Here is a 24,719-nt window from a genome sequence, read left to right as displayed (position 1 = left end):
GTGTCCGGGCTCACCGTCGAGCTGCATTGCGTGACCGATGACCGGCTTTCGAATCTCTTGTGATCAAAGTTACAAGAAATGCTTGACTTGTCAACGCAAACAGGCGTAAACAAAGAAATATCAACAATCAAGGCCACACAGATCAACACAACCACACGGGAATCGCAGACAGATCCACCCGGATGTCCCATCGAGAGATCGGAGCGGTGTTGTACGCCGAAGAACGCCAACAGGCGATCGCCGAACAGGTACGCGCGAACGGACGCGCCTCCGTCGCCGCACTCGCCACCAGATTCGAGGTGACGAGTGAGACCGTCCGCCGTGACCTGGCCGCCCTCGAACGGGCGGGCCATCTGCAGCGGGTGCACGGCGGTGCGGTGCGCGCCGGGGTCATGCGGGTGATCGGCGAGCGCGGAATCGACGAGCGGCAGGTCACCCAGACCGACGAGAAGGCCGCCATCGGCCGTGCCGCAATCCGCTTTCTCCCACCCGACGGCGGGTCCGTCTTCTTCGACGCGGGTACCACCACCTTCCAGGCCGCCTCCGCGCTGCCCACCGACCGTCGTCTCACCCTGATCACCAACAGCCTCCCGATCGCCGGCCTGCTGGCCAACCACAATTCGGCCAACCTGCACGCGATCGGCGGCCGCGTGCGCGGTCTCACCCAGGCGACCGTCGGCGCCGAAACCGTTGCGGCGCTCGAACGTCTACGGGTCTCGACCGCTTTCGTCGGAGCCAACGGCATCAGCGAGGCGCACGGATTGTCGACTCCCGACCCTGACGAAGCCGCGGTCAAAGCGGCAATGGTCCGCGTCGCGCAGCGGGTTGTGGTCCTCGCCGACTCGTCGAAGATGAACCGCGAAGACCTGTCCGGCTTCGCCGATCTCGACGACGTGGACGTCCTCATCACCGATTCGGGTGTTGATCCAGGCTTCTCCGCGGCGTTGTCGGCCCGGGGCATCGACGTGGTGATCGCATGATCCTCACCGTCACACCCAATCCCAGCCTCGACCGCACACTCGAGTTGCCCGGGCCCCTCGACCGAGGCGAGGTCCAGCGCGCCGTCGCAACCCGAGCCGAGGCCGGCGGCAAGGGCATCAACGTGTCCCGCGTGGTCGCCGAGGCCGCAATCGCGACCCGTGCGATCCTGCCCGCACGCGACGGAGATCCGCTGCTGCGGGCCCTCGACAGCGTCGGGCTGCCGTACGAGACCGTCGCGGTCGACGGAGAAATCCGGTCCAACATCACCATCGCCGAACCCGACGGCACCACGACCAAACTGAACGCACCCGGAACCGAACTCGACGCAGGACAGCTCAGCGCTCTCGGTGATCTCATCCGGACCCACGCGGCCGACGCCGTATGGGTCACCCTCTGCGGCTCCTTGCCGCCGGGAGTTCCGGTCGACTGGTATCGCACCGTTGCCGACGACCTCTCCGACCTCGGATGCCGGATCGCCGTCGACACGTCCGGGCCTCCGCTGCACGCAGCGGCACTCGGGTCCGTCGACCTGCTCAAGCCCAACGAGGACGAGCTCGCAGAGGTGACCGGTGCCGATGGCGAGGTCTTCCGACGCTCTGCGTCGACCGGAGATTTCGGCCCGATCGTCGCCGCCGCGCGCACCATCGTCGACCGCACCGGCGGTGCCGTGCTCTCCACCCTCGGCGCGACGGGCGCCATTCTCACCACGCCGGCCGGTTCGTGGTTCGCGACTCCACCGCCGATCGTCCCCCGCAGCACGGTGGGCGCAGGCGACTCGTCACTGGCCGGTTACCTGGTCGCCGAGACACGCGGTGCGTCCGAACCGGAACGTCTCCGCAGCGCCGTCGCGTACGGCGCCGCGGCAGCCGCCCTCGCCGGCACTCAGGCCCCCACCCCCGATCAGCTCGACCTCGACGGAGTCCGGGTCACCGAACTGACGGGAGCCGCACGAGTCACCTGAACCCCGCCCCAACGATCACAAACCCCACCCCCAACCCAGAAAGCACCTCGAGAAGGAACCCCCATGGCAGAGCAGATCATCACCGAATCAACGGTGAGTCTCGACGTGAACGCCGGCAACGATCCGGCCGCCGTCATCAGTTACCTCGCGGAGTCGCTCGGCGCCGCCGGGCGGACGACCGATCCGGCCGACCTCACCCGCGGAGCCCTTGCACGCGAAGCCAAGTCGGCCACCGGCCTGCCCGGCGGGATCGCGATCCCGCACGCCCGGGCCGCGTCGGTCACCGAGGCGAGCCTCGCGATGGCACGCCTGTCGGAGAAGGTCGACTTCGGGGCACCCGACGGCCCCGCCGATCTGGTGTTCCTCATCGCCGCACCCGAGGGTGGCGCCAGCGAACACATGAAGCTGCTCAGTTCACTTGCCCGCGCCCTCGTCCGGCCGGACTTCGTCGAGGCACTCCGGAGCGCACCCGACGACGCCCAGGTCATCGCCCTGGTCAACGAGGCGATCGATCCGGCCGCGAAGCCCGCATCCACCGTCGCCGTCACCAAACCCGCCGCCGCAACATCGGCGCCGGTGGCCGACGATCAGTCCGGTGACCGGCCGAGCATCGTCGCGATCACCGCCTGCCCGACCGGAATCGCGCACACCTACATGGCGGCCGACGCGCTGAAGTACGCCGCGGAGCGCGCCGGTGTCGACTTCGCCGTCGAGACCCAGGGCTCGTCGGCCACCACACCCTTCGCCTCGGACGTCATCGCGAACGCCGACGCAGTCATCTTCGCCACCGACGTCGGGGTGAAGGGCAAGGAGCGTTTCCACGGCAAGCCCGTCATCGCATCCGGCGTCAAGCGCGCGATCAACGAACCAGACACGATGATCGCCGAAGCCGTTGCGGCAGCGAAGAACCCGAACGCCGCGGTGGTCACCGCCGGGGACGGCGCCGATGCGTCGGACGCCACGCCCGAAGGCGGCGTCGGTCTCGGCAAGCAGCTGCAGCAAGCGTTGATGACCGGCGTCAGCTACATGATCCCGTTCGTGGCGGCCGGCGGCCTGCTGATCGCTCTGGCCTTCCTCCCGTTCCTCGGTGGATATGAGATCGCCAACACGAATCTGGACCCGGACGGCGCCCTGAACGACGGACAGTTCATCGCCCTCAACAACAGCCTGTGGGATCTCCCCGCCGGCGGACTGGGTCAATACATCGGCGCGGTCCTCTTCGCCGTCGGCGGTCTCGCCATGAGCATGCTCGTCCCCGCCTTGGCCGGCTACATATCGTTCGCGATCGCCGACCGGCCCGGCATCGCACCCGGTTTCGTCGCAGGTCTCGTCTCGGTCCAGGTGGGCGCCAGCTTCATCGGTGGCCTGATCGGCGGTCTCATCGCCGGCGTTGTCTGCCTGTGGATCTCGCGATTGCCGCTACCGCAGTGGGCGCGAGGTCTGATGCCTGTGGTCATCATCCCGCTCCTCGGCAGCATGGTCATCGGCGTTCTGTTGTACATGCTGCTCGGAAAGCCCCTGGCCTGGGTCACCGATCAGATGACCGACGGACTCAACAGCATGTCGGGTGGCTCGGCGATCATCCTGGGCATCGTCCTCGGTCTCATGATGTGCTTCGACCTCGGCGGTCCGGTGAACAAGGCCGCGTACCTGTTCGCGACCACGGGCCTCGCAGTCGGCACCACCGCGCAGTTGGAGATCATGGCAGCCGTGATGTGTGCCGGCATGGTTCCGCCGCTGGCGATGGCTCTCGCCACCGTGCTGCGCCCGGGTCTGTTCACCGAGCCGGAACGTGAGAACGGAAAGGCCGCATGGCTGCTCGGAGCGTCGTTCATCTCCGAGGGCGCCATCCCGTTCGCCGCCGTCGATCCGCTGCGGGTGATCCCCTCGATGATGGCCGGTGGTGCACTGTCCGGCGCCTTGATCATGGCCTTCGGCGTCACCCAGCGCGCCCCGCACGGCGGCATCTTCGTCTTCTTCACGATGAACAACTGGCTGCTGTTCCTGGTGTCGCTGGCGGCCGGAACCGTATTGTCGGCAGTCCTGGTGATCGCCGCCAAGCAGTGGCACACCAGCCGCGCCGCCCTGACGGTTCCTGCCTACGAGCCCGTCGCGGCGTGACACGCTCGCCGGATTCGCGCCGCCACGCGGTCGAACTTGGCAGAGTAGAACCCAATACCAACCTCAGCAAAGGAGCGATCATGCCCAGTACCACCGCCGTCGTCGGATCGGCCGTCGGCCTGCACGCACGCCCGGCCACCATCATCGCCGAGGCAGCCGCGGACGCCGGCTCGCCGGTCACCCTCGCGGTCGAGGGCGGTGAACCGGTGGATGCCGGCTCGGCCCTGATGATCATGACGCTTGGCGCGGAGAAGGGCACCAAGGTCGTCGTGACCGCCGACGATCAGAACACCCTCGACGCGATCGTCAAACTCGTCGAGAGCGACCTCGACGCCGAGTAACCCGCCCGACGACGAAACGAGTGGCCGGTCACCTATGAGGTGATCGGCCACTCGTGTCTTGCGGTGTCAGGCGTCGACCGCGAGCGGCGCGAGTTCCCCGGCGAAGGCGGACGGCACCCGCACCCGCATCGTGGTGCCGTCGGCGTGATGGTCGGCCGCGAGTACCTCACCCTCGCTGTGCACGCGCGAGACGATGTCGCCACGCGAGAAGGGCACCGCGATGGTCAGTTCGACGTCGGAGGAGCCCACGAACTCGCGGATGCGCTCGAAGAGTTCGGGCAGTCCCTCGCCGGTGCGCGCCGACACGAAGGCCGCCTCGGTTCCCACCGCGCCGCGGATCTCGGTCAGCCGGGTGGCGTCCACCGCGTCGATCTTGTTGATCACCAACAACTCCGGCGGGGCAGCCACGCCCTCCTCGGCGACGATCTCGTTGATCACCCGGCGCACCGCCGAGATCTGTTCCATCGGAAAGGCATCCGACCCGTCGACCACGTGCAGCACCAGGTCGGCGTCGACCACCTCTTCGAGGGTGGATCGGAATGCCTCGACCAGCTGGGTCGGCAGGTGCCGGACGAATCCGACCGTGTCGGTGAACACCACCGCGCGGCCGTCGTCGAGCGTCGCGCGCCGCGTCGTCGGATCGAGCGTCGCGAACAGTGCGTCCTGCACCAGGACACCGGAACCCGTCATCGCGTTCACCAGGCTCGACTTGCCGGCGTTGGTGTAGCCGGCCACCGTGATGGCCGGGATGGCGTTGCGCCGGCGCGCGGCCCGCTTGGTGGTGCGGGCCTTCTTCATGCCGCGAATCTCGCGGCGCAACTTGGCCATTCGCTCACGGATACGCCGCCGGTCGGTCTCGATCTTCGTTTCACCGGGACCACGCAGGCCCACGCCGCCGTTGCTGCCGGCACGACCACCGGCCTGCCGTGACATCGACTCACCCCAGCCGCGCAGGCGCGGGAGCATGTATTCCATCTGGGCGAGCGACACCTGCGCCTTGCCCTCTCGGGAGGTCGCGTGCTGGGCGAAGATGTCGAGGATGAGCGCGGTGCGGTCGATCACCTTGACCTTGACGACCTTCTCCAGCGCGGTCAGCTGTGCGGGTGTGAGCTCACCGTCGCAGATCACGGTGTCGGCGCCGGTGGCCAGCACCACCTCGCGCAGTTCGTCGGCCTTGCCAGACCCGATGTAGGTGGCGGGGTCCGGTTTGCTGCGACGCTGGATCAGCGCGTCGAGCACCTGGGAACCCGCGGTCTCGGCAAGCGCCGCGAGCTCGACCATGTTGGCGCGGGCCGCGGCCGCGCTGCCCTCGGTCCACACGCCGACGAGAACGACCCGTTCGAGTCGGAGGCGGCGGTATTCGACCTCGGTGACGTCGGTGAGTTCCGTCGACAAGCCGGCCACACGCTGCAGTGACGCGCGCTCGGAGAGTTGGAGCTCGCCTGTTGTGGGTGTGGATGTCGTGGGAGTGGATTCGGGCGCCTCGAGAAGATCGTCCGGAAAACTGATGTGTGCTGCTGATTCGGTCATACTACGACCATTTTGGCACGTCGCCGGTGTGCTTAGCACATCATTTACTGCGCGCCCGCGTCCCGCCATCCGTCTCGGAGCACCCCGTCGGCGACCAGCATCGACGGGCCACGCAGCCGAGCGCCCGATGCGTCGATCGCGACCCGCACGGTGCCACCGGGTATGTGGATGCGCAGGTCGCCGGTTGTTTCGCCGCGTCCGGCGAAGGCCGCCGCGGCGGCTGCCACGAGACCGGTGCCGCAACTGCGGGTCTCCCCGACCCCACGCTCGAACACCCGCATGTGCGCGGTGAGCACCCCGTCGTCGGCGGGTTCGGGCGGAGTCAACAGTTCGACGTTCGCGCCGTGCGGAAACTCGTCGGGCTCGAGCACGACACCCGTGGTGAAGTCCACCGCGGCGAGCGCATCGGCGGTCAGCTCGCCGACGACGCAGGCCAGATGGGGATTGCCCACGTCGACCTTGGTTCCCACGTAGAGGTCGTCACCGACGCGCACCTTGCCGTCGTCGCCGACCCGCGCAACACCCATCTCGACGGTGACGTCGGCGTGGACGTGGTCGAAGCTGTGCACGGTCACCGGCCGGCCACCCGCGCGGGATCCGACCGTGAAACGGTCGACGTCCACGAGCCCGCTCGCCCGGAGGAAGTGCGCGAACACCCGGACGCCGTTCCCACACATCTCGGCGATCGAGCCGTCGGCGTTGCGGTAGTCCATGAACCAGTCGTCGGGCTCGACGCCGTCGGGCAGTCCGTCGAGCACACCGCCGGACACCAGCGCGCCGGATCGTGCGACACGCAGTAGGCCGTCGGCCCCGATGCCCCGGGGCCGATCGCACAGTGCCGCGACCAGCGCCGCGTCGACGTCGAGTTCGGCCGCCGGGTCGGCGAGGATCACGAAGTCGTTCTGGGTGCCGTGCCCCTTCGCGAAGCGCAAGCCGGTGGTCGCTGTCATCGGTCCAGGATACGTGCGCGCCAGGGCACTCAGCCGTGCACCGTGTCGAGCGCGCGGTCGGCGAGGTCGGGTGCACTCGCGTCGAGCCACACGATGCGGTGGTCGCGCCGAAACCACGACCGCTGGCGGCGCACGTAGCGCCGGGTACCGACAAACGTCAGTTCCTCCGCGGTCTCCAGGTCGTACTCTCCGGCCAGGGCGGCGAGCACCTGGACGTAGCCGATCGCCCGCGACGCGGTACGCCCCTCGACGAGACCGTGCCGCATCAGTTCACGCACCTCGTCGACGAGCCCGTCGGCGAACATCTGCCGCGTTCGCTCCCGAATCCGGTCGTCGAGCTCGGCGGTGTCGCGGTCGAGCGCGATAATTCTTGTGCCCCAGCGTGGTTCGCCGATCTGCGGTGCCGAGGCCGCAAACGGGCGGCCGGTGAGCTCGACGACCTCGAGCGCTCGGACGATCCGGCGTCCGTCGGTGGGCAGGATCGACGCCGCTGCCGCCGGGTCGACTGCGCGCAGCCGGCGGTGCATCTCGGCCACCCCGACCGCCGCCAACTCTTCCTCGTAGCGCCGCCGGACGTCCGGGTCGGTCTCCGGGAAGCTCCAGCCGTCGAGCAGACCCTGGATGTACATCATCGAACCGCCGACGATCACCGGTACCCGCCCGGCGGCGAGCAATCGCTCGACGTCGGCCGTCGCGGCGGCCTGGTAGCGGGCCACCGTCGCCACCTCGGTGACGTCGAGGACGTCGATCTGGTGATGCGTGATGCCACGTCGCTGGTCGATCGGCACCTTGGCCGTCCCGATGTCCATGCCGCGGTATTGCTGCATGGCGTCGATGTTCACGATCTCCCCACCCAGCCGTTCGGCCAGGTCGAGGGCCAGCTCAGACTTGCCGCCCGCGGTGGGCCCGACGACGGCGATGGGGCGCGTCGCGCCACCGGTCATCGCCGTACCGGTCACCGGGCACCTTCCGGAATCCATCGCGCCACCGTGTAGCCGACGCCGAACGGCGCGTCGGCGTAGAGCACCTCGGAGCGCACGGCGAGTCCGGTACACAGTGCCGCGGCCACCTGCCAGGCGACCCGACCTGCGACGCCCTCGGCCTCGCACTCCGGCTCGCTCAGCGCGGCAAGCCGTTCGGGTTCCGGGCCTGCCATGGCCTCGTCGATCACCTTCTGCAACACGACCGCCGACTCCCGCAGTCCGCCCCCTGGAGCCTTCGCCGACAGCGCGGTCGCGCCATCGCCGACGACGAGCACGCCGAACCGCTCATCGGACGCCGCGATCTCGGTCGCGAGTCCGCGGCCCACCACGGCGCACCCGGCGGCGGAGGTGTCGGCACCGACGAGCACGGGCCGGCACCGGTCGATTCCGCTTTGGCCGCGCAGCCATGCCGCGACGAGCATCGACAGACTCATCTCCGGATCGACAGCGTGTGGATCGGTTCGGCCGGCGGTCAGGGTCACGGACACATCCACGCCGAACCGCGCGAAGGTGCCGACCTCCGACGGCGTCGGCATCTGTCCCGAGCCGCCACAATCGGTGGCGCCGAGAGCGATCCACTTGTCGCAGCCGGTCGTGGCGCTCGCAAGTGCCGACACCGCGGCGGCACGCACCGCAACGGTGTCGGTCGCTGCCGGACCGGCCACCTCGGGGACCAGGAGCGGAGCGCTGGGTTCGAAGACGACGGCAGCCAACACACCACGACGCTAGCCCAGCTACCGGCTGTCGCCACATGCGCGGCCCTGAACTGCTTGAATGGATCCGTACTGTCGAAGTTCGTCGCGCGCGTAGGATCGCGACGACCTTCGTCTCCAGCGACCGGCAGCCGTGACGCGCGGCAACCAACCAGCGGTAGGACCCTGCACATGACCAACCCGAACGATCCCGCCCCAGCACCGGAATCGGCAGCCTCGGATTCACCGGCATCGGATGCGCCCACCCTCGTTCCGACCCCGGCTCCCCCCGCTCCCAAGCCCAAGCCGGGTCCGCGCCCCAAACCGGGTCCCCGACCCGGTGCGACGGCCCGTCCGGACGTAGTGCAGACCCCGCCGGTGATCGCCCCCACGCTGATCCCGCACGGCGATCCGCACAAGTTCGGCCGGATCGACGAGAACGGCGTGGTGTGGTTGAAGACCGAAGACGGTGAGCGCGAAATCGGGTCGTGGCAGGCGGGCACCGTCGAAGAGGGACTCGACCACTTCGCCCGACGCTTCGACGATCTGGCCACCGAGGTGGAGATCTTGGAGGAGCGTCTTGCCGCGCGGTCGGGCGATCCGCGCAAGTCGCAGGCTGCAGCCCGACATCTGCTCGACGAGCTGCCCAACGCCCATGTGATCGGCGATGTTTCGGCTTTGCACACGCGATTGACCGCAATCGTCGGGAGTGCCGACGAGGTCGCCGACGAGATCCGGGAGAGCAAGGAGAAGGCACGCGCCGACGCCATCGCCCGCAAGGAGGCACTGGCCGCCGAAGCCGAGCAGATCGGTGCGGAGGCGTCGCAGTGGAAGTCGGCCGGCGACCGTCTCCGGCAGATCCTCGACGAATGGAAGACGATCAAGGGTGTCGATCGCAAAACCGACGACGTCCTCTGGAAGCGCTACGCCAAGGCGCGCGACAGCTTCAACCGTCGGCGTGGAGCCCATTTCGCCGAGCTCGACCGCGAGCGCGCAGGCGCCCGGGCCCGCAAGGAAGAACTGATCACCCAGGCTCAGGAGCTGTCGAGTTCGACGGACTGGGGTCCGACGTCGGCGAGATTCCGCGAGTTGCTGACCGAGTGGAAGGCCGCCGGACGGGCACCCCGCGATGCCGACGACGCGCTCTGGCAGCGGTTCAAGGCCGCGCAGGACGTCTTCTTTGCCGCCCGGAACGCGGCGACGTCCGAACGCGACGCCGAGTTCACGGCGAACGCCCAGGCCAAGATCGACTTGCTCGACGCAGCGGAGAAGGCCATCGATCCGGCCACCGACCTCGACGGCGCACGCCGCGAGTTTCGGGTGTTCCGCGACAAGTGGGACGAGATCGGCAAGGTTCCGCGCGATCAGATGTCGTCACTCGAGGCCCGGGCACGTGGCCTCGAGAAGCGGATCCGTGACGCCGAAGACGCCCAGTGGCAGCGCACCGACCCGGAGGCCCAGGCTCGGGCCGCACAGTTCGCCGACCGCGCCGCACAGCTGGAGGATCAGGCACGCAAAGCGGCCGAGCGCGGCAAGGACAAGGACGCCACCGCGCTGCGTGAGCAGGCCGCCCAGTGGCGGGAATGGGCCCAGGCCGCGCAGAGCGCCATCGGCGACCGCTGACCCGCCGTCAGGCCGGGTTGTCGGGCTTGCGCTGCAACGACAGCGCATGCGCGTCGCGTGCGGCGGCTTCCTTGCGTCGTTCTTCTTCGAGGGCGAGATGGTAGGTGCTGCGGGCCCATACCACCCGCGCCCAGTGGAAGGTCAAGACGAAGACCGCGAGCCACCCGAGGACGAGCCCGATCCCGACGCCGCTCGGCGGATGGACGTCGTTGACGCCGGGAGTGTTTCGCGACCACCACGCAAGCATCCCGGCCACGCACGCAATCGCGTTGCCGCACAGAGCAATCCACGCGATGAGCCACCGGCGCGTGAGGAGTGCGAGCATCGACGCGCCGATCCCGAAGATGACGAGCAGGTAGACAAAGACCTTGGAGGTGATGGTGACCAACTCCGCCTTGGAGTCCGGGGCAAAGGTCAGCACCTCGATCCCGGTGGCCGAACCGGTATGCGGCAGGATCAGCGAGACCATCGCCAGCAGCACGGCGACGGCGACGACGAGTGCGCGCGCCCCGGGATCGATTTCTCCGGCGACCTTCTTCTCGGCCTTGCGAAGGTCCCCCGCATATTCCGCGAATCGGTCCGCGGACCCGTCCGGCTGTGTCATGTCATCGCCTCAATCATGTCGTTCTCAGTGTCAATCGTGAACCCGCGTCCATGGTGCACCCGGCTCAACCGCAACCGCCGCCACACCCAACCTCTTGCGCCACCGGCGGAACACCGATGGCCGGGATACCGAGGCCGACGCCGACCGGCGGCGTGGTCGGGGTCCGCTGCTGTTCGTGGGCATCGCCGGCACGGGTCGTCCGGTGCCCGGCCACCCCGGAGTCTGCGATCAGGTGATGCGGCGCGGCCGCCGTCACCGTCGTGTGCACCACGTCGCCCGGCCGGATACGGGCGCGGTCGGCGGCGGCGTCGACCGCGAAGTGCACCAGCCGCCCATCCCGGGCTCGGCCCGTCATCCGCTGTGTCCGGGCCGATTTGCGACCGTCGTCGTCGACCACGAGCAGTTCGACCTCCGAGCCGATCAGCGACTCGTTCTCCGACAGACAGATCTGTTCCTGTAGGGCGATCAGCCGCTGATAACGCTCGCTGACCACCTCAGGTGCCACCTGGTCGGCCATGGTTGCCGCCGGGGTTCCGGGTCGCGGCGAGTACTGGAAGGTGAACGCACTGGAGAAGCGAGCGCGGGCGACCACGTCCAGCGTCTCCTGGAAGTCCTCTTCGGTCTCCCCGGGAAAGCCGACGATGATGTCCGTGGTGATCGCGGCGTGCGGCATCGCGGCGCGCACTTTGTCGAGGATGCCGAGGAACTTGGTCTGCCGGTAGCTGCGTCGCATGGCGCGCAGCACGCGATCGGACCCCGATTGCAGCGGCATGTGCAGCTGCGGGCAGACGTTGGGGGTCGCGGCCATCGCATCGATGACGTCGTCGGTGAACTCGGCGGGGTGCGGCGAGGTGAACCGGACCCGTTCGAGGCCGTCGATGGTTCTGCAGGCACGAAGGAGTTCGGCGAATGCGCCGCGGTTGCGCGGCAGTTCGGGATCGGCGAAGGACATGCCGTAGGCGTTCACGTTCTGCCCCAGCAGGGTCACCTCGAGGACGCCTTGGTCGACGAGGGCCTGCACTTCGGCGAGCACGTCGCCGGGGCGGCGGTCCACTTCTTTGCCGCGCAACGACGGCACGATGCAAAAGGTGCAGGTGTTGTTGCATCCGACGGACACCGACACCCACCCCGAGTATGCGGACTCGCGTTTGGCCGGCAGCGTCGACGGGAACCTGTCGAGCGCGTCGAGGATCTCGACCTGGGCGGCCTCGTTGTGGCGTGCGCGGTCGAGCAGCGCCGGCAGCGAACCGATGTTGTGCGTCCCGAAGACCACGTCGACCCACGGCGCCCGCTTGAGGACGGTGTCCTTGTCCTTCTGGGCGAGGCACCCGCCGACCGCGATCTGCATACCGGGACGGCTCGATTTGACGGGCGCGAGATGCGACAGATTGCCGTAAAGCTTGTTGTCCGCGTTCTCCCGGATCGCGCAGGTGTTGAACACCACCAGATCGGCCTCGGCGCCGTCGGCCGCACGGACGTATCCGGCGCCCTCCAGGAGGCCGGAGATACGTTCGGAATCGTGCACATTCATCTGGCACCCGTAGGTACGCACCTGATAGCTGCGCGTCTGATGAGCCGGCTCGCCGACTGGCGATGTTGCCAGGTCGCGGGGCTCCGAGAGGTCGATACTCACTCCTACCAGGGTACGGATCGGTGCAAATCGACTCCTGAGGACATCATTGCGACACCCCGAGGCGACGTTTCGCGTTCCAGCGCGACTGAGGCCGATTACGCGGTTAGGGTGCCTTATGACCGTTTCGCCGAATGACGCGTCGCAGACGCAAGCAGCATCGGGAACCACCGGGTCGCCGATGATCGTCATGAAGGATGTGCAGAAACACTTCGGTTCGCTGCACGTGCTCAAGGACATCAATCTCGAAGTGCCGACCGGGCAGGTCGTCGTGGTGCTCGGGCCGTCGGGCTCGGGCAAATCGACCCTGTGCCGAACCATCAACCGGCTCGAACCCATCGACAGCGGCGAGATCTACGTCGAAGGGAAACTGCTTCCCGCCGAAGGCAAGGACCTCGCCGGGCTGCGCGCCGACGTCGGCATGGTCTTCCAGTCCTTCAATCTGTTCTCGCACAAGACGATCATCGACAACGTCACCCTCGCGCCGACCAAGGTGCGCAAGAAGAGCAAGGCCGACGCCACCAAACAGGCTCTCGCCCTGCTCGAGCGCGTGGGCATCGCCACCCAGAAGGACAAGTACCCCGCGCAGTTGTCCGGCGGACAGCAGCAGCGTGTGGCGATCGCGCGATCGCTCGCCATGGAACCCAAGGTGATGCTGTTCGACGAACCCACCTCCGCGCTCGACCCCGAGATGGTCAACGAGGTGCTCGACGTGATGGTGTCCCTCGCCAAAGAGGGCATGACCATGCTGGTGGTGACCCACGAGATGGGCTTCGCACGCAAGGCGGCCGACCGCATCATCTTCATGGCCGACGGCGCAATCGTCGAGGACACCGATCCGGAATCCTTCTTCACCCAACCGAAGTCGGAGCGGGCCCGCGACTTCCTCGGCAAGATCCTGGGCCACTGAGATGGCACGCAACTCGACAAAACGTCTCGGTGTTCTCGTGTTCGCCGTGGCGATCGTCGGCGGATTCCTTGCCGCGTGCGGCAGCACCGAACCGCGCAACCTGCTCGATTCCATCCGGGACGGCAACGTGGTCCTCGGCGTGAAGTTCGATCAGCCCGGCCTCGGCCTGTACGACCCCGAGACCGGCGGGGTCGACGGCTTCGACGCCGATGTGTCGACGTACGTCGTGAACGCCATCGCCGATCAACTCGGCGTCGACCATCCGAAGATCACCTGGCGTGAGACGCCGTCGGCGCGCCGCGAGGCGATGATCGAGAACGGCGAGGTCGACATGATCGCCGCCACCTATTCGATCAACGCGGCACGGTCGAAGAAGGTCGACTTCGGCGGGCCCTACCTCACGACCTATCAGGGCCTGCTGGTCCGCGAGGACGACGACTCGATCAACACCCTGACCGATCTCAACAAGGGCAAGAAGCTGTGCTCTGTCTCGGGGTCGACGTCGGCGCAGAACGTCAAGGCGCAACTGCCGTCGGTCCAACTCCAGGAGTACGACACGTACTCGGCCTGCGTCGAGGGACTACGCCGGGGCAAGGTCGACGCACTGACCACCGACGAGGCGATCCTGGCCGGCTACAACAACTTCTGGGGTGAACAGTTCAAGCTCGTCGAGATGACCTACCCCAAGGCAGCGTGTGTGACGAGCAGCGGCAAGAAGGTGCTGAAGAAGGCCGGCGCGCCGTTCTCCACCGAGCGCTACGGCATCGGGCTCGGCAAGGGCGACACGGCGTCGCAGGAAGCGATCAACGCCGCCCTCGACAAGATGCTCACCCCCGAGGCCGGCGGAACCTCACCGTGGACCAAGGCGCTGCAGGACAACCTCGGCACCTCGTATGTGGACATGATCGCCACCCGCGCCGAACGCAACGACAGCTTCTCCTACAAACCCGACCCGGGCAATCTCGAGTTCCTCGACTCCCCGTCGACACCGTGCCCGGCCGATCTGCAGTGAGGAAGGTGACACGACATGAGTGAACTCTGGGAATCCATGGGGCCAGAACTCTGGCCTGCATTCTGGGTAACCCTTCAGCTGACCTTCTTCTCCGCGATCGGCTCGCTGGTCTGGGGAATCATTCTCGCCGGCATGCGTGTGTCGCCGGTACCGGTGATGCGCGGATTCGCGACCGTGTACGTCAACGTCTTTCGCAACACACCGCTCACGCTGATCATCCTGTTCTGTGCCATCGGCCTCTCCTACAACCTGGGCGTCACGTTCTCCTCGACGCTCAAGACCAACAACTTCTGGCTCGCCGTGGTCGGCTTCATCGCCTACACGGCGACCTTCGTCTGCGAGACACTTCGCTCCGGCTTCAACACGGTGCCCCTCGGCCAGGCGGAGGCGGCGCGGTCACTCGGACTGTCGTTCACCCAGGTCTTCGGGGTCATCGTGCTGCCGCAGGCGCTCCGGTCGGTCATCGGTCCGCTCGGCAGCGTCCTCATCGCCCTGACGAAGAACACCACCATCGCCTCCGCGATCGGTGTTGCCGAGGCGTCGCTGTTGATGAAGACAGAGATCGAAACCTACTCCGACCAACTGTTCTTGATCTTCGGCATCATCGCCGTCGGATTCATGATCATCACCCTCACCGAAGGATTCATCTTCGGCTGGCTGGCCAAGCGACTGGCGGTGAAGCGATGAGCGCCGACGCAACCGTCCTCTATGACGCACCCGGGCCCAAGGCCCGGATGCGCAACCGCATCATCGCGGTCGTCTTCATCGCAGTCCTGATTGCGATCGCGGCATGGGTGATCATCGTGCTCGCCGGCAACGACCAGTTCCTCGGCGAGAAGTGGAGCCCCTTCCTCAAGTGGAGCACCTGGTCGGGGTACATCCTTCCCGGCCTGTTCCGCACGTTGGCGGCAGCGGCGGTATCCATCGTCCTCGCCCTGATCCTCGGTGCGGTGCTGGGTATCGGACGACTCTCCGATCACCTATGGGTACGCCTCGTCGCCGGGTTCTTCGTCGAAGTGTTCCGGGCAATTCCGGTGCTGATCCTGATGGTCTTCACCTGGTTCCTGTTCGCGATCTACGGCATCGTGCCGGCGTCACAGTTGGCCTTCGCCGCGGTCGTGACCGGATTGACGCTCTACAACGGGTCGGTCATGGCAGAGATCCTGCGCTCGGGTATCAACTCGCTGCCCAACGGCCAGACCGAGGCGTCCAAGGCCCTGGGTCTGCGCAAGGGACAGATGATGCGCGTCATCCTGCTGCCGCAGGCGATCACGGCGATGATGCCGGCGCTGGTCTCTCAAATGGTCGTCGCGCTGAAGGACAGTGCGCTCGGCTACATCATCGGCTACTCGGAGATCATCCGGTCGGCACTGCTGTCGTCGGCCCGCTACGGCAACTACATCCCGGCGCTGTTCGTGGTCGCGGTCATCATGATCGCCATCAACTTCGCTCTGTCGTGGTTTGCGACCTGGTTGGAGAAGCGGCTGCGCTCGGGTCGCCGGAAGGTCGACACACCCGACCACGACCAGGCCGACGCCGCCGCGATGGAGAACATGCCGTTCATTGCCAAGTCGTCGCGGTCAACCGGCACTTAGGGCGTGTCTCCTAGGCGTACCTCGAGCTCCTCGGTCACGACGTCGATCGCCATCGACTGCGCGTAGCCCCGCCGAACCAGCATGCCGACCAGCCGGCGAAAGGCCTTGTCGCGCTCGGCCGGGTCGGCAGCCACGCGCTCGGCCGCGGAAGGGGTCAGTTTGCGCGCGACGAGGCTCGCGGCCATCGCCCGTTCGTCGTCCGGGTCCACCTCCGCGAGGGTGGCGCTGATGGTGGATTCGTCGATTCCCTTGGCCCGCAACTCGTGCCGTAGTGCCACCCGACCGCGGCCCGAATGCGCGTGCCGCGAGCGCACCCATTCCGTGGCGAAGTCGGTGTCGTCGATGAGCTGGTGACGGTCGAGCCGAGCCATCACGTCGGCGACCGTGTCCTCGTCAAAACCCTTGCGCGCCAGCCGCTGCGCCATTTCTTGGCGAGAACGCGCTCGGACCCCGAGAAGCCGTAGCGCCGCGTCCCAGGCACTGGGACCGGTGGGCTCCTCGGGGTCCGAGGCGTCGGTCATCCGGTTCAGAACTCCACCGGGGCAGGTGCGACATCGTCGGCGTCGACGACCGCGCCGATACCCAGTTTCTCTTTGATCTTCTTCTCGACCTCGTCGCGGATGTCGGTGTTCTCGAGCAGGAACTTGCGGGCGTTCTCCTTGCCCTGGCCGAGTTGATCGCCCTCGTAGGTGAACCACGAGCCGGACTTGCGGATGAAGCCCTCGGCCACGCCCATGTCGATCAGCGAGCCCTCCTTGGAGATGCCCTGGCCGTAGAGGATGTCGAACTCGGCCTGCTTGAACGGCGGCGCCACCTTGTTCTTGACGACCTTCACCCGCGTGCGGTTACCGACCGCGTCGGTACCGTCCTTCAGCGTCTCGATGCGCCGGACATCCAGTCGCACAGACGAATAGAACTTCAGCGCCTTGCCGCCCGTGGTGGTCTCCGGCGAGCCGAACATCACGCCGATCTTCTCGCGGAGCTGGTTGATGAAGATGGCCGTGGTCTTGGAGTTGCTCAGCGCCGAGGTCATCTTGCGCAGCGCCTGGCTCATCAGGCGGGCCTGCAGGCCGACGTGGCTGTCTCCCATCTCGCCCTCGATCTCGGCGCGCGGCACGAGCGCGGCCACCGAGTCGATGACGAGGATGTCGAGCGCACCCGAGCGGATCAGCATGTCGGCGATCTCCAGTGCCTGCTCGCCGGTGTCGGGCTGCGACACCAGCAGTGCGTCGGTGTCGACACCGAGCCGGGCCGCGTAGTCGGGGTCGAGCGCATGCTCCGCGTCGATGAAGGCCGCGATACCGCCCTGCGCCTGCGCGTTCGCCACGGCGTGCAGCGCCACGGTGGTCTTACCCGAGGACTCCGGTCCGTAGATCTCGACGATGCGTCCACGCGGCAGACCACCGATGCCGAGCGCGACGTCGAGCGCGATCGAGCCGGTCGGGATGACCTCGATCGGCTGGCGGGTCTCCTCTCCGAGCCGCATCACCGATCCCTTGCCGAAGTTCTTGTCGATCTGCGCGAGAGCCAGGTCGAGAGCCTTCTCGCGGTCTTGCGGGGCTGGTGCCATGGGGTTTCTCCTCCGTTGTCCGGCAGGTGACTTCTGTCCGGCTGGTGATTTCGATGTCCGGGATTTCACGTCTGCACGTTATCTGCGGGCTATGACAAAACTGTTCTTCTGCGGCATTGCGTTCTTCTGTGACACTCTCTTGGACGCGAGAGCCTCGCTCCCGGTTCCCTCTGACCCACAGCATGGACGAACACGTGTTCGATGGCAAGGCGACACGCGCGTCAGATCTGCCCGAGTCCCGACGATCGGTTAGCGTCATCTGCGTGGTGGGGCAGGTCGGGGCGAGAGTGGATCAATCGATCCGTCTCAGGGGCAACCCCTGGGTACATTCCACAGTTGGTCTCTGCGTCCGACGCCGGACGGCACGCTTCGCGTGCTTCACGGCGCCGCTGCTGCACGTTCCGGTCATCCCGACCGGCCCTCATCCGTGAGGCCTTGCGCCGATGGCAACAACCCGAGCACCGCGGCCACCCGATCGACCTGCCCGGTCCGGCACCGATCGATTCCCTCCCCTACGAACTGCCCGTCCTCACCGGTGTCGACGATGTCGCGGCCTGGCTGGCTCTCACACCGGCGGAGGTGGATTGGTTCGCCGACCGCGGGTCGTGGCTGACCACAGCACGCCCGGCCCTGCGGCACTATCGGGTGTCCCACCGCGAAAAGCGCACCGGCACAAGGATCATCGAAGCACCCAAACCCATGTTGCGGGAAACACAGCGCCGGATCCTGCGCCGTCTCGTCCAACGGATTCCGGCGCATCCGGCTGCGCGCGGCTTTGTTCCCGGCGGCTCGACCGCGGCCTTCGCGTGGGCGCACAGCGATCGACCGGTGGTCCTGCGCGCCGACCTTCGCCATTGTTTCGAGTCGATCACCGTGTCGCGGGTCCGACACGTGTTCGCGCAGGCGGGATATCCGGCGGGTGTCGCACGGGTACTGGCCGAACTGTGCACCACCACAACCCCGCCCGACCAACTCGTCGGCGTCGACCCCGCGCACGCCGGGTTGCTGCGCCGACGCCATCTCCCGCAGGGTGCGCCGACCTCACCGCACCTGGCAAACCTGGCCTTGCGCAGGCTCGACCAACGACTCGACGGATACGCCCGACGAAATCAGTTGCGTTACACACGATATGGCGACGACCTGGCAGTCTCCGGGGATGCCATGGACGCCGACCGCGCGCTGTGGACGCTGCTCCGGATCGTCGAGGACTGCGGGTTTGTCGTGCACCCGGAGAAGGTGCGCATCATGCCGGCGCACCAGCGTCAGCGCCTGGCCGGCCTCGTGGTCAACGACCGCCCGCAGGTGTCGCGCGAAGACTACGACCGGCTGCGGGCCTTGCTGCACAACGCGGCCCGGCACGGCCCCGAATCACAGAACCACAGCGCCCACCCGGATTTCCGCGCGCATGTGTACGGCCTCATCGCCTGGGTCGGCGCGACCTCCGAAACCCGACGCAGACGTCTGCTGGACATGGCCGACCACGTGCACTGGTAGGCGCCTACCACCGTTGCTTCGGCACGTCGAAGTCCCGGCAGATGGCCACCCACACGTCGCGTGGGTCCTCCCCGTCGTCGATGGCCTGTGCGCCCGTGCGGCCACCGAACTCGGTCAGCACATGGTCGACAAGGATCGAATCTGCCGACGGCACACCGAATTCCGCAGTCATCAGATCGGTGAACTCGGTCAGGCGCACGGTCCCACCCTACGTTCCCTCCCGGCGGCGATGGCGACCACGTGTCGTGCCACCGCGACCGGGTCGACGACATCCGCGTTGGACGCGCCGATGCGCCGTGCAGCGTCGGTGAATCCGGGATCGGCAAGGATCGTGCGGGCGGCATCGGTGATCGCGTCGGCGGTGACCGGGCGCACCAAACGACCCGCCCCCAGACGGTTCACCCGGTTGGCGAGTTCCCACTGGTCACCGCCGCCCGGCACCGTCACCACCGGCACTCCGGCGAGCAGCGCCTTGGCCAGCATCCCGTGCCCGGCACCGCACACCGCGAGGTCGGCGTCGGCGAGGATCTCGTCTTGACGGCCCAGGCCGGACACCACCGTCATGTTCGGGTGCCCGGTAACCACATCCGGCGGGTCGAGCGACGAAACCACCACGCGGACCGGCGATTTCAGCTCCGACAACCCGCGCAACGTCGCCGTCACCATGTCCTGCGCTCCGGTGACCGCGGTCGACGGCGCGACGATCACCAGCGGCCCGGGCCCCCTCGGCGCGTCGAACGACTCGTCGGTGGGCTCCCACAACAGCGGTCCGATCAGATGGGTGCGAGCCGGCCAATCCGGCCGATACACCTCCAGTCCGGGAAGCGTCGCCACAAATCGGGCGTCGGGGCAAGACCCGGCGCCGGTCAATCCGACGGTGGCGCGGGCGCTCTCCCGCTGCCGCTCCCCCTGACGGACCGACGTGGCGCTCAAGGCGCGCATCGCGCTGTCACGTAACCGTCCGCGAACGCCGGTGCCCGCAGCGAGTCCCGAGCCGACGGGTGGCAATCCCTTCGACGGCAGATACAGCGGGTGCGGCGACAGCTCGATCCACGGCAGCCCACACATCTGGGCCGCCCAACCGCCTGCCACGGTGATGACGTCGGAGATCACCAAGTCGTGATCACCGCTGTCGATCAACGGCCGGAGAGCAACCGCCATCCTGGCCGCACGCGCGGACAACTTCTCGCCGGCATCGGCATCATCGTCGTTCTCGGCCACGGCGAGTCCAGGCAACTCAGTGATGTCCACCTGGCGCCGACGAGCCGCATCCTGCCATCGCAGGCCGGTGAAGACGGTTGGCGCATCGCCTCCGGTGGCGAATCGCTCGGCCAGCGCAAATGCCGGAAAGGCATGTCCCGCATCGGGACCCGCGACTATCGCAACGCGCAGCGTCAGCTACCCGCTTGTCCGGGCTCTTTGGTGACCGACGGAGGCGCCGGAGCCGCGGCGGGCGGCGCAACCGCGCCCTGAGCGCCCGCGGACGGGAGGGCCTCACCGCGCATGCTCGCACGGATCTGCTCCAGTCGTGAGTGTCCGGCCATCTGGATGCCCGCCTGCTCGACCTCCGCCATCCGACCCTGCACCGAGTTCTGGGCCAGCTCGGCCGACCCGAGTGCGTTCGCGTATCGACGTTCGATCTTCTCGCGGACCTGGTCGAGGTTGGGGGTGTTGCCCGGCACCGACAGCTCGCTCATCTGATTGAGCGAGGCGCTCACCTGCTCCTGCATCTTCGCCTGCTCCAGCTGGCTGAGCAGCTTCGACCGCTCGGCAAGCTTCTGCTGCAGGACGAGTGCGTTGCGTTCGACCGCCTTCTTGGCCTGCGCGGCGGCCTGCAGCGACTGATCGTGCAGTGATTTCAGGTCTTCGACGCTCTGCTCCGCGGTCACGAGCTGGGCAGCAAATGCCTCCGCGGCGTTGGTGTACTCGGTCGCCTTCTGCGTGTCACCGGCGGCCGCGGCCTGATCGGCCAGCGTCAGCGCCTGCCGGGTGTTGGCCTGCAGCTTCTCCACCTCTTCGAGCTGGCGGTTGAGCTTCATCTCCAGCTGACGCTGGTTGCCGATGACCGACGCGGCCTGCTGACTCAACGCCTGGTGCTGACGTTGCGCATCCTCGATGGCCTGCTGGATCTGCACCTTGGGATCGGCGTTCTCGTCGATCTTCTGGTTTCCGAGTGCCATCAGGTAGCGCCACATCTTCACGAACGGGTTCGCCATGCTCGTCGTCACTCCAATTCAGCGGTAGAGAACTTTGCACCCCAATTTAGCGTCTGAGACGGCGCAATGGTGGCGGCGTCATCTGCTTGACGCCGTCGGAGACGGTCTCAGGCTGCGGCGAGTGCCGTTGCCTTGCGATGATCGGCCGGGGCCGGGATGACCACGGTGGACTCGAACTCGGAGCCGGCCAGTTCGGCAGGCCGCATCGCGTTGCCCGCGTCGAGGAGCAGATCGGCGATCTCCACGTCGAGCGCATCACAGATGGCCGCGAGCAGTTCGCTCGACGCCTCCTTCTGTCCGCGCTCCACCTCCGAGAGGTAGCCGAGGCTCACCCGGGCGTCGGTGGACACCTCGCGCAGCGTCCGGCCCTGGTCTGTACGCACCCGGCGCAGGCTCTCGCCCAGTGCCTCGCGCAGAAGCATCGCCATCGAGACCCCTCTCCGTCTGATTCCCCTGACCTGCCACCCATACGGGTGCACTCAGGTCATTCAACGCACCGGCCGGTCGTTCCGTTCCCCGACGATCCGTTTGAACGACAGTAGTCGAAGTTCTGGCCGGGCGCCGTTCACACCCCGGTCTGTCGTTCGGACGCGTCATCGCGCAGCGAACCATTGCGTCCAGGCGCCGCGTCGTGATCTCGGGTCGACTCCGACTCGTCCTCGCGCCCCTTGGTCCGGGCCGACCAAGCCTGCCACGTGTAGTCGAGACCGGTGAGCACCGTGATGACCAGAGCAACGCCCATGATGATGTCCGCCGCGACCTGCCAGGCACCACTGAGCGGAAGTAGATAGAGCCCGATCGACACCGCTTGCAGGAGGGTCTTGAGCTTGCCACCGCGACTGGCCGGGATGACGCGGTGCCTCAGCACCCAGAATCGCAGGGCCGTCACCCACAGCTCGCGCGCGAGGATCACCGCAGTCACCCACCACGGCAGGATGTCGAGGATCGACAGCCCGATCAGCGCCGCCCCGATCAGCGCCTTGTCGGCGATCGGATCCGCGAGTTTGCCGAAGTCTGTGATGAGGCCGCGTTCGCGCGCCACTCGTCCGTCGTACCGATCGGTGAGCGCGGCCACCGCGAAGATCACCGCCGCCACGATCCGCCACGTGGTGCTCTCGCCGCCGTCGACGAACAATGCGATCAGAAAGATCGGGACCAGGATGATCCGGAACACGGTGAGGGCGTTCGCGATGTTCATCACCGGCACCGGGTCGACCGGATCGGTGATGTGGTCGGGACCACGTCCCGCATTCGCGATGGGGTGCTCGCCGACCGCCCGCCGCATCCGTTCGGTCATGGGCACACGCCCTGCCGTGTCGCCTGTTTGCCGGCAAGGTGGTAGATCCGCACGTGCCCAGCGTATCGGCCCGTTCCATACGCGGTTGCGACGAGGTCGGAACCAGCCCCGGACACTCCCATGCCGAGAAGGCAAGATGTCCGTATGCACAGTGACGCCGACGGCACCGGAACGCCTGCCACGACCCCCGGGTCGACCGTGATCCGTCGCGCACGAACCTCCGACGTACCGCGCATCAAGGAGCTCATCGATCAGTACGCGGGCCGCATTCTCCTCGAGAAGAACCTGGTCACCCTCTACGAAGCCGTCCAGGAGTTCTGGGTCGCCGACGTCGACGGCGTGGTCGTGGGATGCGGTGCGCTCCACGTGCTGTGGGCCGACCTCGGCGAGGTGCGCACCGTCGCCGTCGACAATGCCCATGCCGGACGCGGGATCGGCCACGTTCTCGTGGGACGCCTCATGGACGTCGCACGTGAGCTTCAGCTCTCCCGGGTCTTCGTGCTCACCTTCGAGACCAGCTTCTTCGCCCGGCACGGATTCGTCGAGATCGAGGGCACCCCCGTCACCCGCGAGGTGTTCGAGGAGATGTGCCGGTCCTATGACACCGGCGTCGCCGAGTTCCTCGACCTGAGCTACGTCAAGCCGAATACGCTGGGTAACACCAGGATGCTGGCCAACCTCTGACCCGACCCCCATTCGACCCAACACCACCGAGGAGCACACAGTGGCGATCTTCGCCGTCCACTACACATATCGCCCCGCCAAGGCAGCGATCCGTGACCAGCACCGCGCGCTGCACCGCGAGTGGCTCGGCGAAGAACACAGCGCCGGCAACATCCTCATCGCCGGCCCCTACCCCGACGGCACCGGCGCGCTGATCCTCGTCCGCGCCGACGACCTCGACGGTGCCGAGGCATTTCTCGCGAACGATCCGTTCAACGCGCACGAGGCCATCGACGCCGTCGAGGTCAAGGAGTGGACCAACATCTACGGTCCGTTCGGTGACTGATTGCTACAGCCTTCGCGTCACGGCTCCGACGGTCGCTGCTTCTCCGGTTCTGACGGCTCGGCGGCTTCCACCTGTTCGGCATCCGGCTTCTTCGACGACAAGAGGCTGGCCACCGTCGTGATCACCAGCGTGCCGACGATGACGCCGAGCGACATCGGTGTCGATATCTCCGGGACGCTGACGTGCTCGCCGCCGTTGATGAACGGCAGGGTGTTCTCGTGCAGCGCGTGCAGCACGAGTTTGACGCCGATGAACGCCAGGATGAACGACAGCCCGAAGGACAGGTAGACGAGGCGGTCGAGCAGTCCGCCGAGCAGGAAGTACAGCTGGCGCAGACCCATCAGTGCGAACGCGTTGGCCGTGAACACCAGGTAGGCCTCCTGGGTCAGTCCGTAGATCGCCGGGATCGAGTCCAGGGCGAACAACACGTCGGTGAACCCGATAACGATGAGCACGGTGAGCATCGGGGTGGCCAGCCGCTTGCCGTTCACGCGGGTGAACAGCTTGTCGCGGTCGTATTCGTCATGGGTGCGCAGGACTCGCTTCACGAACCGCTCGAGTCGGCTTTCGCGCTGCTCCTCGTGTTCGACGGGATCGTCGCTCTCACGCAGCAGCTTGATCGCGGTGAAGATGAGGAATGCACCGAACAGGTAGAACACCCAGCTGTAGGCATTGATGGCCGCGGCACCGACCGCGATGAAGATACCGCGCATCACCAGCGCCATCACGATGCCCAGGAGCAGCACCTTCTGCTGATACTCCTTGGGCACGGCGAACTTCGACATGATGATGACGAAGACGAACAGGTTGTCGACGGACAGTGCCTTCTCGGTGACATAGCCGGCGTAGTACTCACCGCCGTAGGTGCCACCCCACTTCCACCAGACGAAGAGACCGAAGATCAGTGCGATCGTGATGTAGACCGCCGACCAGGTACCGGATTCCTTCAGCGACGGCGCGTGGGGAACACGCACGTGGGCAAAGAAGTCGAAGACGAAAAGCGCCAGGATCACCACACAGGTGATGACCCAGACGGTGGGCGAGACAACCATGAGACCTACTACCTCCAGCGCGCAGCGTTACGTTGCGATGCCAGAGGTCTCTCCCGCCCGGGGGTTGAACCGGACCGGCGCATCCGGGCCGGGACATGAGCACACGGTGTTCGGCACCGGATGACATCTCGACCGTATTGACGGAAAC

The 24,719-nt window shown here is 67.0% G+C and carries 26 protein-coding genes; 12 read left to right on the top strand and 14 right to left on the bottom strand.

The features are described from left to right. Positions 1-209: 209 nt before the first annotated feature. The 4 genes from ACWDTF_RS03880 to ACWDTF_RS03865 all read left to right on the top strand — a co-directional run bounded on the left by ACWDTF_RS03880 (position 210) and on the right by ACWDTF_RS03865 (position 4,404). Positions 210-980 (top strand): DeoR/GlpR family DNA-binding transcription regulator, encoded by a 771-nt coding sequence (locus tag ACWDTF_RS03880; RefSeq protein WP_355279873.1) that lies wholly within the window; start codon positions 210-212, stop codon positions 978-980. Then, positions 977-1,942, top strand: coding sequence for a 1-phosphofructokinase family hexose kinase (locus tag ACWDTF_RS03875; protein ID WP_240856976.1), 966 nt, complete (start codon positions 977-979; stop codon positions 1,940-1,942). Before ACWDTF_RS03880 ends, ACWDTF_RS03875 begins: the two co-directional genes overlap by 4 nt. A 63-nt stretch (positions 1,943-2,005) precedes the next feature. Continuing rightward, entirely contained in the window at positions 2,006-4,063 is a 2,058-nt protein-coding gene (locus ACWDTF_RS03870) for a PTS fructose transporter subunit IIABC (protein WP_240856975.1), read from the top strand. Positions 4,064-4,143: 80 nt separating this feature from the next. Beyond that, positions 4,144-4,404 carry an HPr family phosphocarrier protein gene (locus ACWDTF_RS03865; protein WP_240856974.1) on the top strand — a complete coding sequence of 87 codons (261 nt, stop codon included), beginning with the start codon at positions 4,144-4,146 and terminating at the stop codon, positions 4,402-4,404. Between the two features lie 66 nt (positions 4,405-4,470). Here the strand turns inward: ACWDTF_RS03865 and hflX are convergent, their stop codons facing one another. From hflX to ACWDTF_RS03845, 4 genes are read right to left on the bottom strand one after another with little or no spacing between them, the layout of a single operon-like run. Continuing rightward, a complete protein-coding gene (gene hflX / locus ACWDTF_RS03860) occupies positions 4,471-5,934 on the bottom strand; it encodes a GTPase HflX (RefSeq protein ID WP_240856973.1) in 1,464 nt (487 codons plus the stop codon). Between the two features lie 44 nt (positions 5,935-5,978). After that, a complete protein-coding gene (gene dapF / locus ACWDTF_RS03855) occupies positions 5,979-6,884 on the bottom strand; it encodes a diaminopimelate epimerase (protein ID WP_240856972.1) in 906 nt (301 codons plus the stop codon). A 29-nt stretch (positions 6,885-6,913) separates the two neighbouring features. After that, positions 6,914-7,828 carry a tRNA (adenosine(37)-N6)-dimethylallyltransferase MiaA gene (gene miaA, locus ACWDTF_RS03850; RefSeq protein ID WP_449754016.1) on the bottom strand — a complete coding sequence of 305 codons (915 nt, stop codon included), beginning with the start codon at positions 7,826-7,828 and terminating at the stop codon, positions 6,914-6,916. 11 nt (positions 7,829-7,839) lie between these two features. Then, the gene (locus tag ACWDTF_RS03845; RefSeq protein WP_240856971.1) at positions 7,840-8,583 is read right to left on the bottom strand and encodes a class III extradiol ring-cleavage dioxygenase family protein; all 744 of its coding nucleotides are present in this window, start codon (positions 8,581-8,583) and stop codon (positions 7,840-7,842) included. 168 nt (positions 8,584-8,751) lie between these two features. Here ACWDTF_RS03845 and ACWDTF_RS03840 point away from each other — a divergent pair, with 168 nt between their 5' ends. After that, positions 8,752-10,182 carry a DUF349 domain-containing protein gene (locus ACWDTF_RS03840; protein WP_355276040.1) on the top strand — a complete coding sequence of 477 codons (1,431 nt, stop codon included), beginning with the start codon at positions 8,752-8,754 and terminating at the stop codon, positions 10,180-10,182. Positions 10,183-10,189: 7 nt separating this feature from the next. Here ACWDTF_RS03840 and ACWDTF_RS03835 read toward each other — a convergent pair whose 3' ends face one another. Then, entirely contained in the window at positions 10,190-10,786 is a 597-nt protein-coding gene (locus ACWDTF_RS03835; protein WP_240856969.1) for an Rv2732c family membrane protein, read from the bottom strand. 64 nt (positions 10,787-10,850) lie between these two features. Then, complete coding sequence (gene miaB, locus ACWDTF_RS03830; RefSeq protein WP_449753975.1) at positions 10,851-12,419, bottom strand: tRNA (N6-isopentenyl adenosine(37)-C2)-methylthiotransferase MiaB; 1,569 nt, start codon at positions 12,417-12,419, stop codon at positions 10,851-10,853. 178 nt (positions 12,420-12,597) lie between these two features. Between miaB and ACWDTF_RS03825 the strand changes: the two genes are divergently transcribed. The 4 genes from ACWDTF_RS03825 to ACWDTF_RS03810 are packed head-to-tail and all read left to right on the top strand — an operon-like array spanning position 12,598 to position 15,933. Further along, a complete protein-coding gene (locus ACWDTF_RS03825; RefSeq protein ID WP_240857037.1) occupies positions 12,598-13,326 on the top strand; it encodes an amino acid ABC transporter ATP-binding protein in 729 nt (242 codons plus the stop codon). A 1-nt stretch (position 13,327) separates the two neighbouring features. Continuing rightward, positions 13,328-14,338 (top strand): glutamate ABC transporter substrate-binding protein, encoded by a 1,011-nt coding sequence (locus ACWDTF_RS03820; protein WP_240856968.1) that lies wholly within the window; start codon positions 13,328-13,330, stop codon positions 14,336-14,338. A 15-nt stretch (positions 14,339-14,353) separates the two neighbouring features. After that, entirely contained in the window at positions 14,354-15,025 is a 672-nt protein-coding gene (locus tag ACWDTF_RS03815; RefSeq protein WP_240856967.1) for an amino acid ABC transporter permease, read from the top strand. Further along, entirely contained in the window at positions 15,022-15,933 is a 912-nt protein-coding gene (locus ACWDTF_RS03810; protein WP_240856966.1) for an amino acid ABC transporter permease, read from the top strand. Before ACWDTF_RS03815 ends, ACWDTF_RS03810 begins: the two co-directional genes overlap by 4 nt. Here ACWDTF_RS03810 and ACWDTF_RS03805 read toward each other — a convergent pair. Both ACWDTF_RS03805 and recA read right to left on the bottom strand, forming a co-directional pair. Beyond that, positions 15,930-16,454 (bottom strand): regulatory protein RecX, encoded by a 525-nt coding sequence (locus ACWDTF_RS03805; protein ID WP_240856965.1) that lies wholly within the window; start codon positions 16,452-16,454, stop codon positions 15,930-15,932. The genes ACWDTF_RS03810 and ACWDTF_RS03805 overlap by 4 nt on opposite strands. A gap of 5 nt (positions 16,455-16,459) precedes the next feature. Next, entirely contained in the window at positions 16,460-17,503 is a 1,044-nt protein-coding gene (recA, locus tag ACWDTF_RS03800; RefSeq protein WP_240856964.1) for a recombinase RecA, read from the bottom strand. A gap of 201 nt (positions 17,504-17,704) precedes the next feature. Here recA and ACWDTF_RS03795 point away from each other — a divergent pair, with 201 nt between their 5' ends. Continuing rightward, positions 17,705-18,997 carry a reverse transcriptase family protein gene (locus tag ACWDTF_RS03795; protein ID WP_449753974.1) on the top strand — a complete coding sequence of 431 codons (1,293 nt, stop codon included), beginning with the start codon at positions 17,705-17,707 and terminating at the stop codon, positions 18,995-18,997. A gap of 4 nt (positions 18,998-19,001) precedes the next feature. Here ACWDTF_RS03795 and ACWDTF_RS03790 read toward each other — a convergent pair whose 3' ends face one another. The 5 genes from ACWDTF_RS03790 to pgsA all read right to left on the bottom strand — a co-directional run bounded on the left by ACWDTF_RS03790 (position 19,002) and on the right by pgsA (position 22,510). After that, on the bottom strand, positions 19,002-19,196 hold the full coding sequence (locus tag ACWDTF_RS03790) for a DUF3046 domain-containing protein (protein ID WP_240856962.1): 195 nt from the start codon (positions 19,194-19,196) through the stop codon (positions 19,002-19,004). Then, positions 19,187-20,389 carry a glycosyltransferase gene (locus tag ACWDTF_RS03785; protein ID WP_240857036.1) on the bottom strand — a complete coding sequence of 401 codons (1,203 nt, stop codon included), beginning with the start codon at positions 20,387-20,389 and terminating at the stop codon, positions 19,187-19,189. The genes ACWDTF_RS03790 and ACWDTF_RS03785 overlap by 10 nt, the downstream gene beginning before the upstream one ends. Positions 20,390-20,391: 2 nt before the next feature. Next, positions 20,392-21,213: a PspA/IM30 family protein gene (locus ACWDTF_RS03780; RefSeq protein ID WP_240856961.1), complete on the bottom strand. Its 822-nt coding sequence runs from the start codon at positions 21,211-21,213 to the stop codon at positions 20,392-20,394. Positions 21,214-21,320: 107 nt separating this feature from the next. Beyond that, a complete protein-coding gene (locus ACWDTF_RS03775) occupies positions 21,321-21,641 on the bottom strand; it encodes a helix-turn-helix domain-containing protein (RefSeq protein WP_240856960.1) in 321 nt (106 codons plus the stop codon). A 137-nt stretch (positions 21,642-21,778) separates the two neighbouring features. Beyond that, positions 21,779-22,510 (bottom strand): CDP-diacylglycerol--glycerol-3-phosphate 3-phosphatidyltransferase, encoded by a 732-nt coding sequence (gene pgsA / locus ACWDTF_RS03770; protein WP_355276033.1) that lies wholly within the window; start codon positions 22,508-22,510, stop codon positions 21,779-21,781. A 144-nt stretch (positions 22,511-22,654) separates the two neighbouring features. Here pgsA and ACWDTF_RS03765 point away from each other — a divergent pair, with 144 nt between their 5' ends. Together ACWDTF_RS03765 and ACWDTF_RS03760 are read left to right on the top strand one after the other, a co-directional pair. Beyond that, on the top strand, positions 22,655-23,194 hold the full coding sequence (locus tag ACWDTF_RS03765; protein WP_240856958.1) for an amino-acid N-acetyltransferase: 540 nt from the start codon (positions 22,655-22,657) through the stop codon (positions 23,192-23,194). 40 nt (positions 23,195-23,234) lie between these two features. After that, entirely contained in the window at positions 23,235-23,519 is a 285-nt protein-coding gene (locus ACWDTF_RS03760) for a YciI family protein (RefSeq protein WP_240856957.1), read from the top strand. 17 nt (positions 23,520-23,536) lie between these two features. Here ACWDTF_RS03760 and ACWDTF_RS03755 read toward each other — a convergent pair whose 3' ends face one another. Beyond that, positions 23,537-24,571 carry a TerC family protein gene (locus ACWDTF_RS03755; RefSeq protein ID WP_240856956.1) on the bottom strand — a complete coding sequence of 345 codons (1,035 nt, stop codon included), beginning with the start codon at positions 24,569-24,571 and terminating at the stop codon, positions 23,537-23,539. Between the last annotated feature and the right edge of the window lie 148 nt (positions 24,572-24,719).

It is taken from the genome of Gordonia sp. NPDC003422 (assembly GCF_053588675.1).
This window is presented reverse-complemented; position numbering and strand designations above follow the sequence as displayed.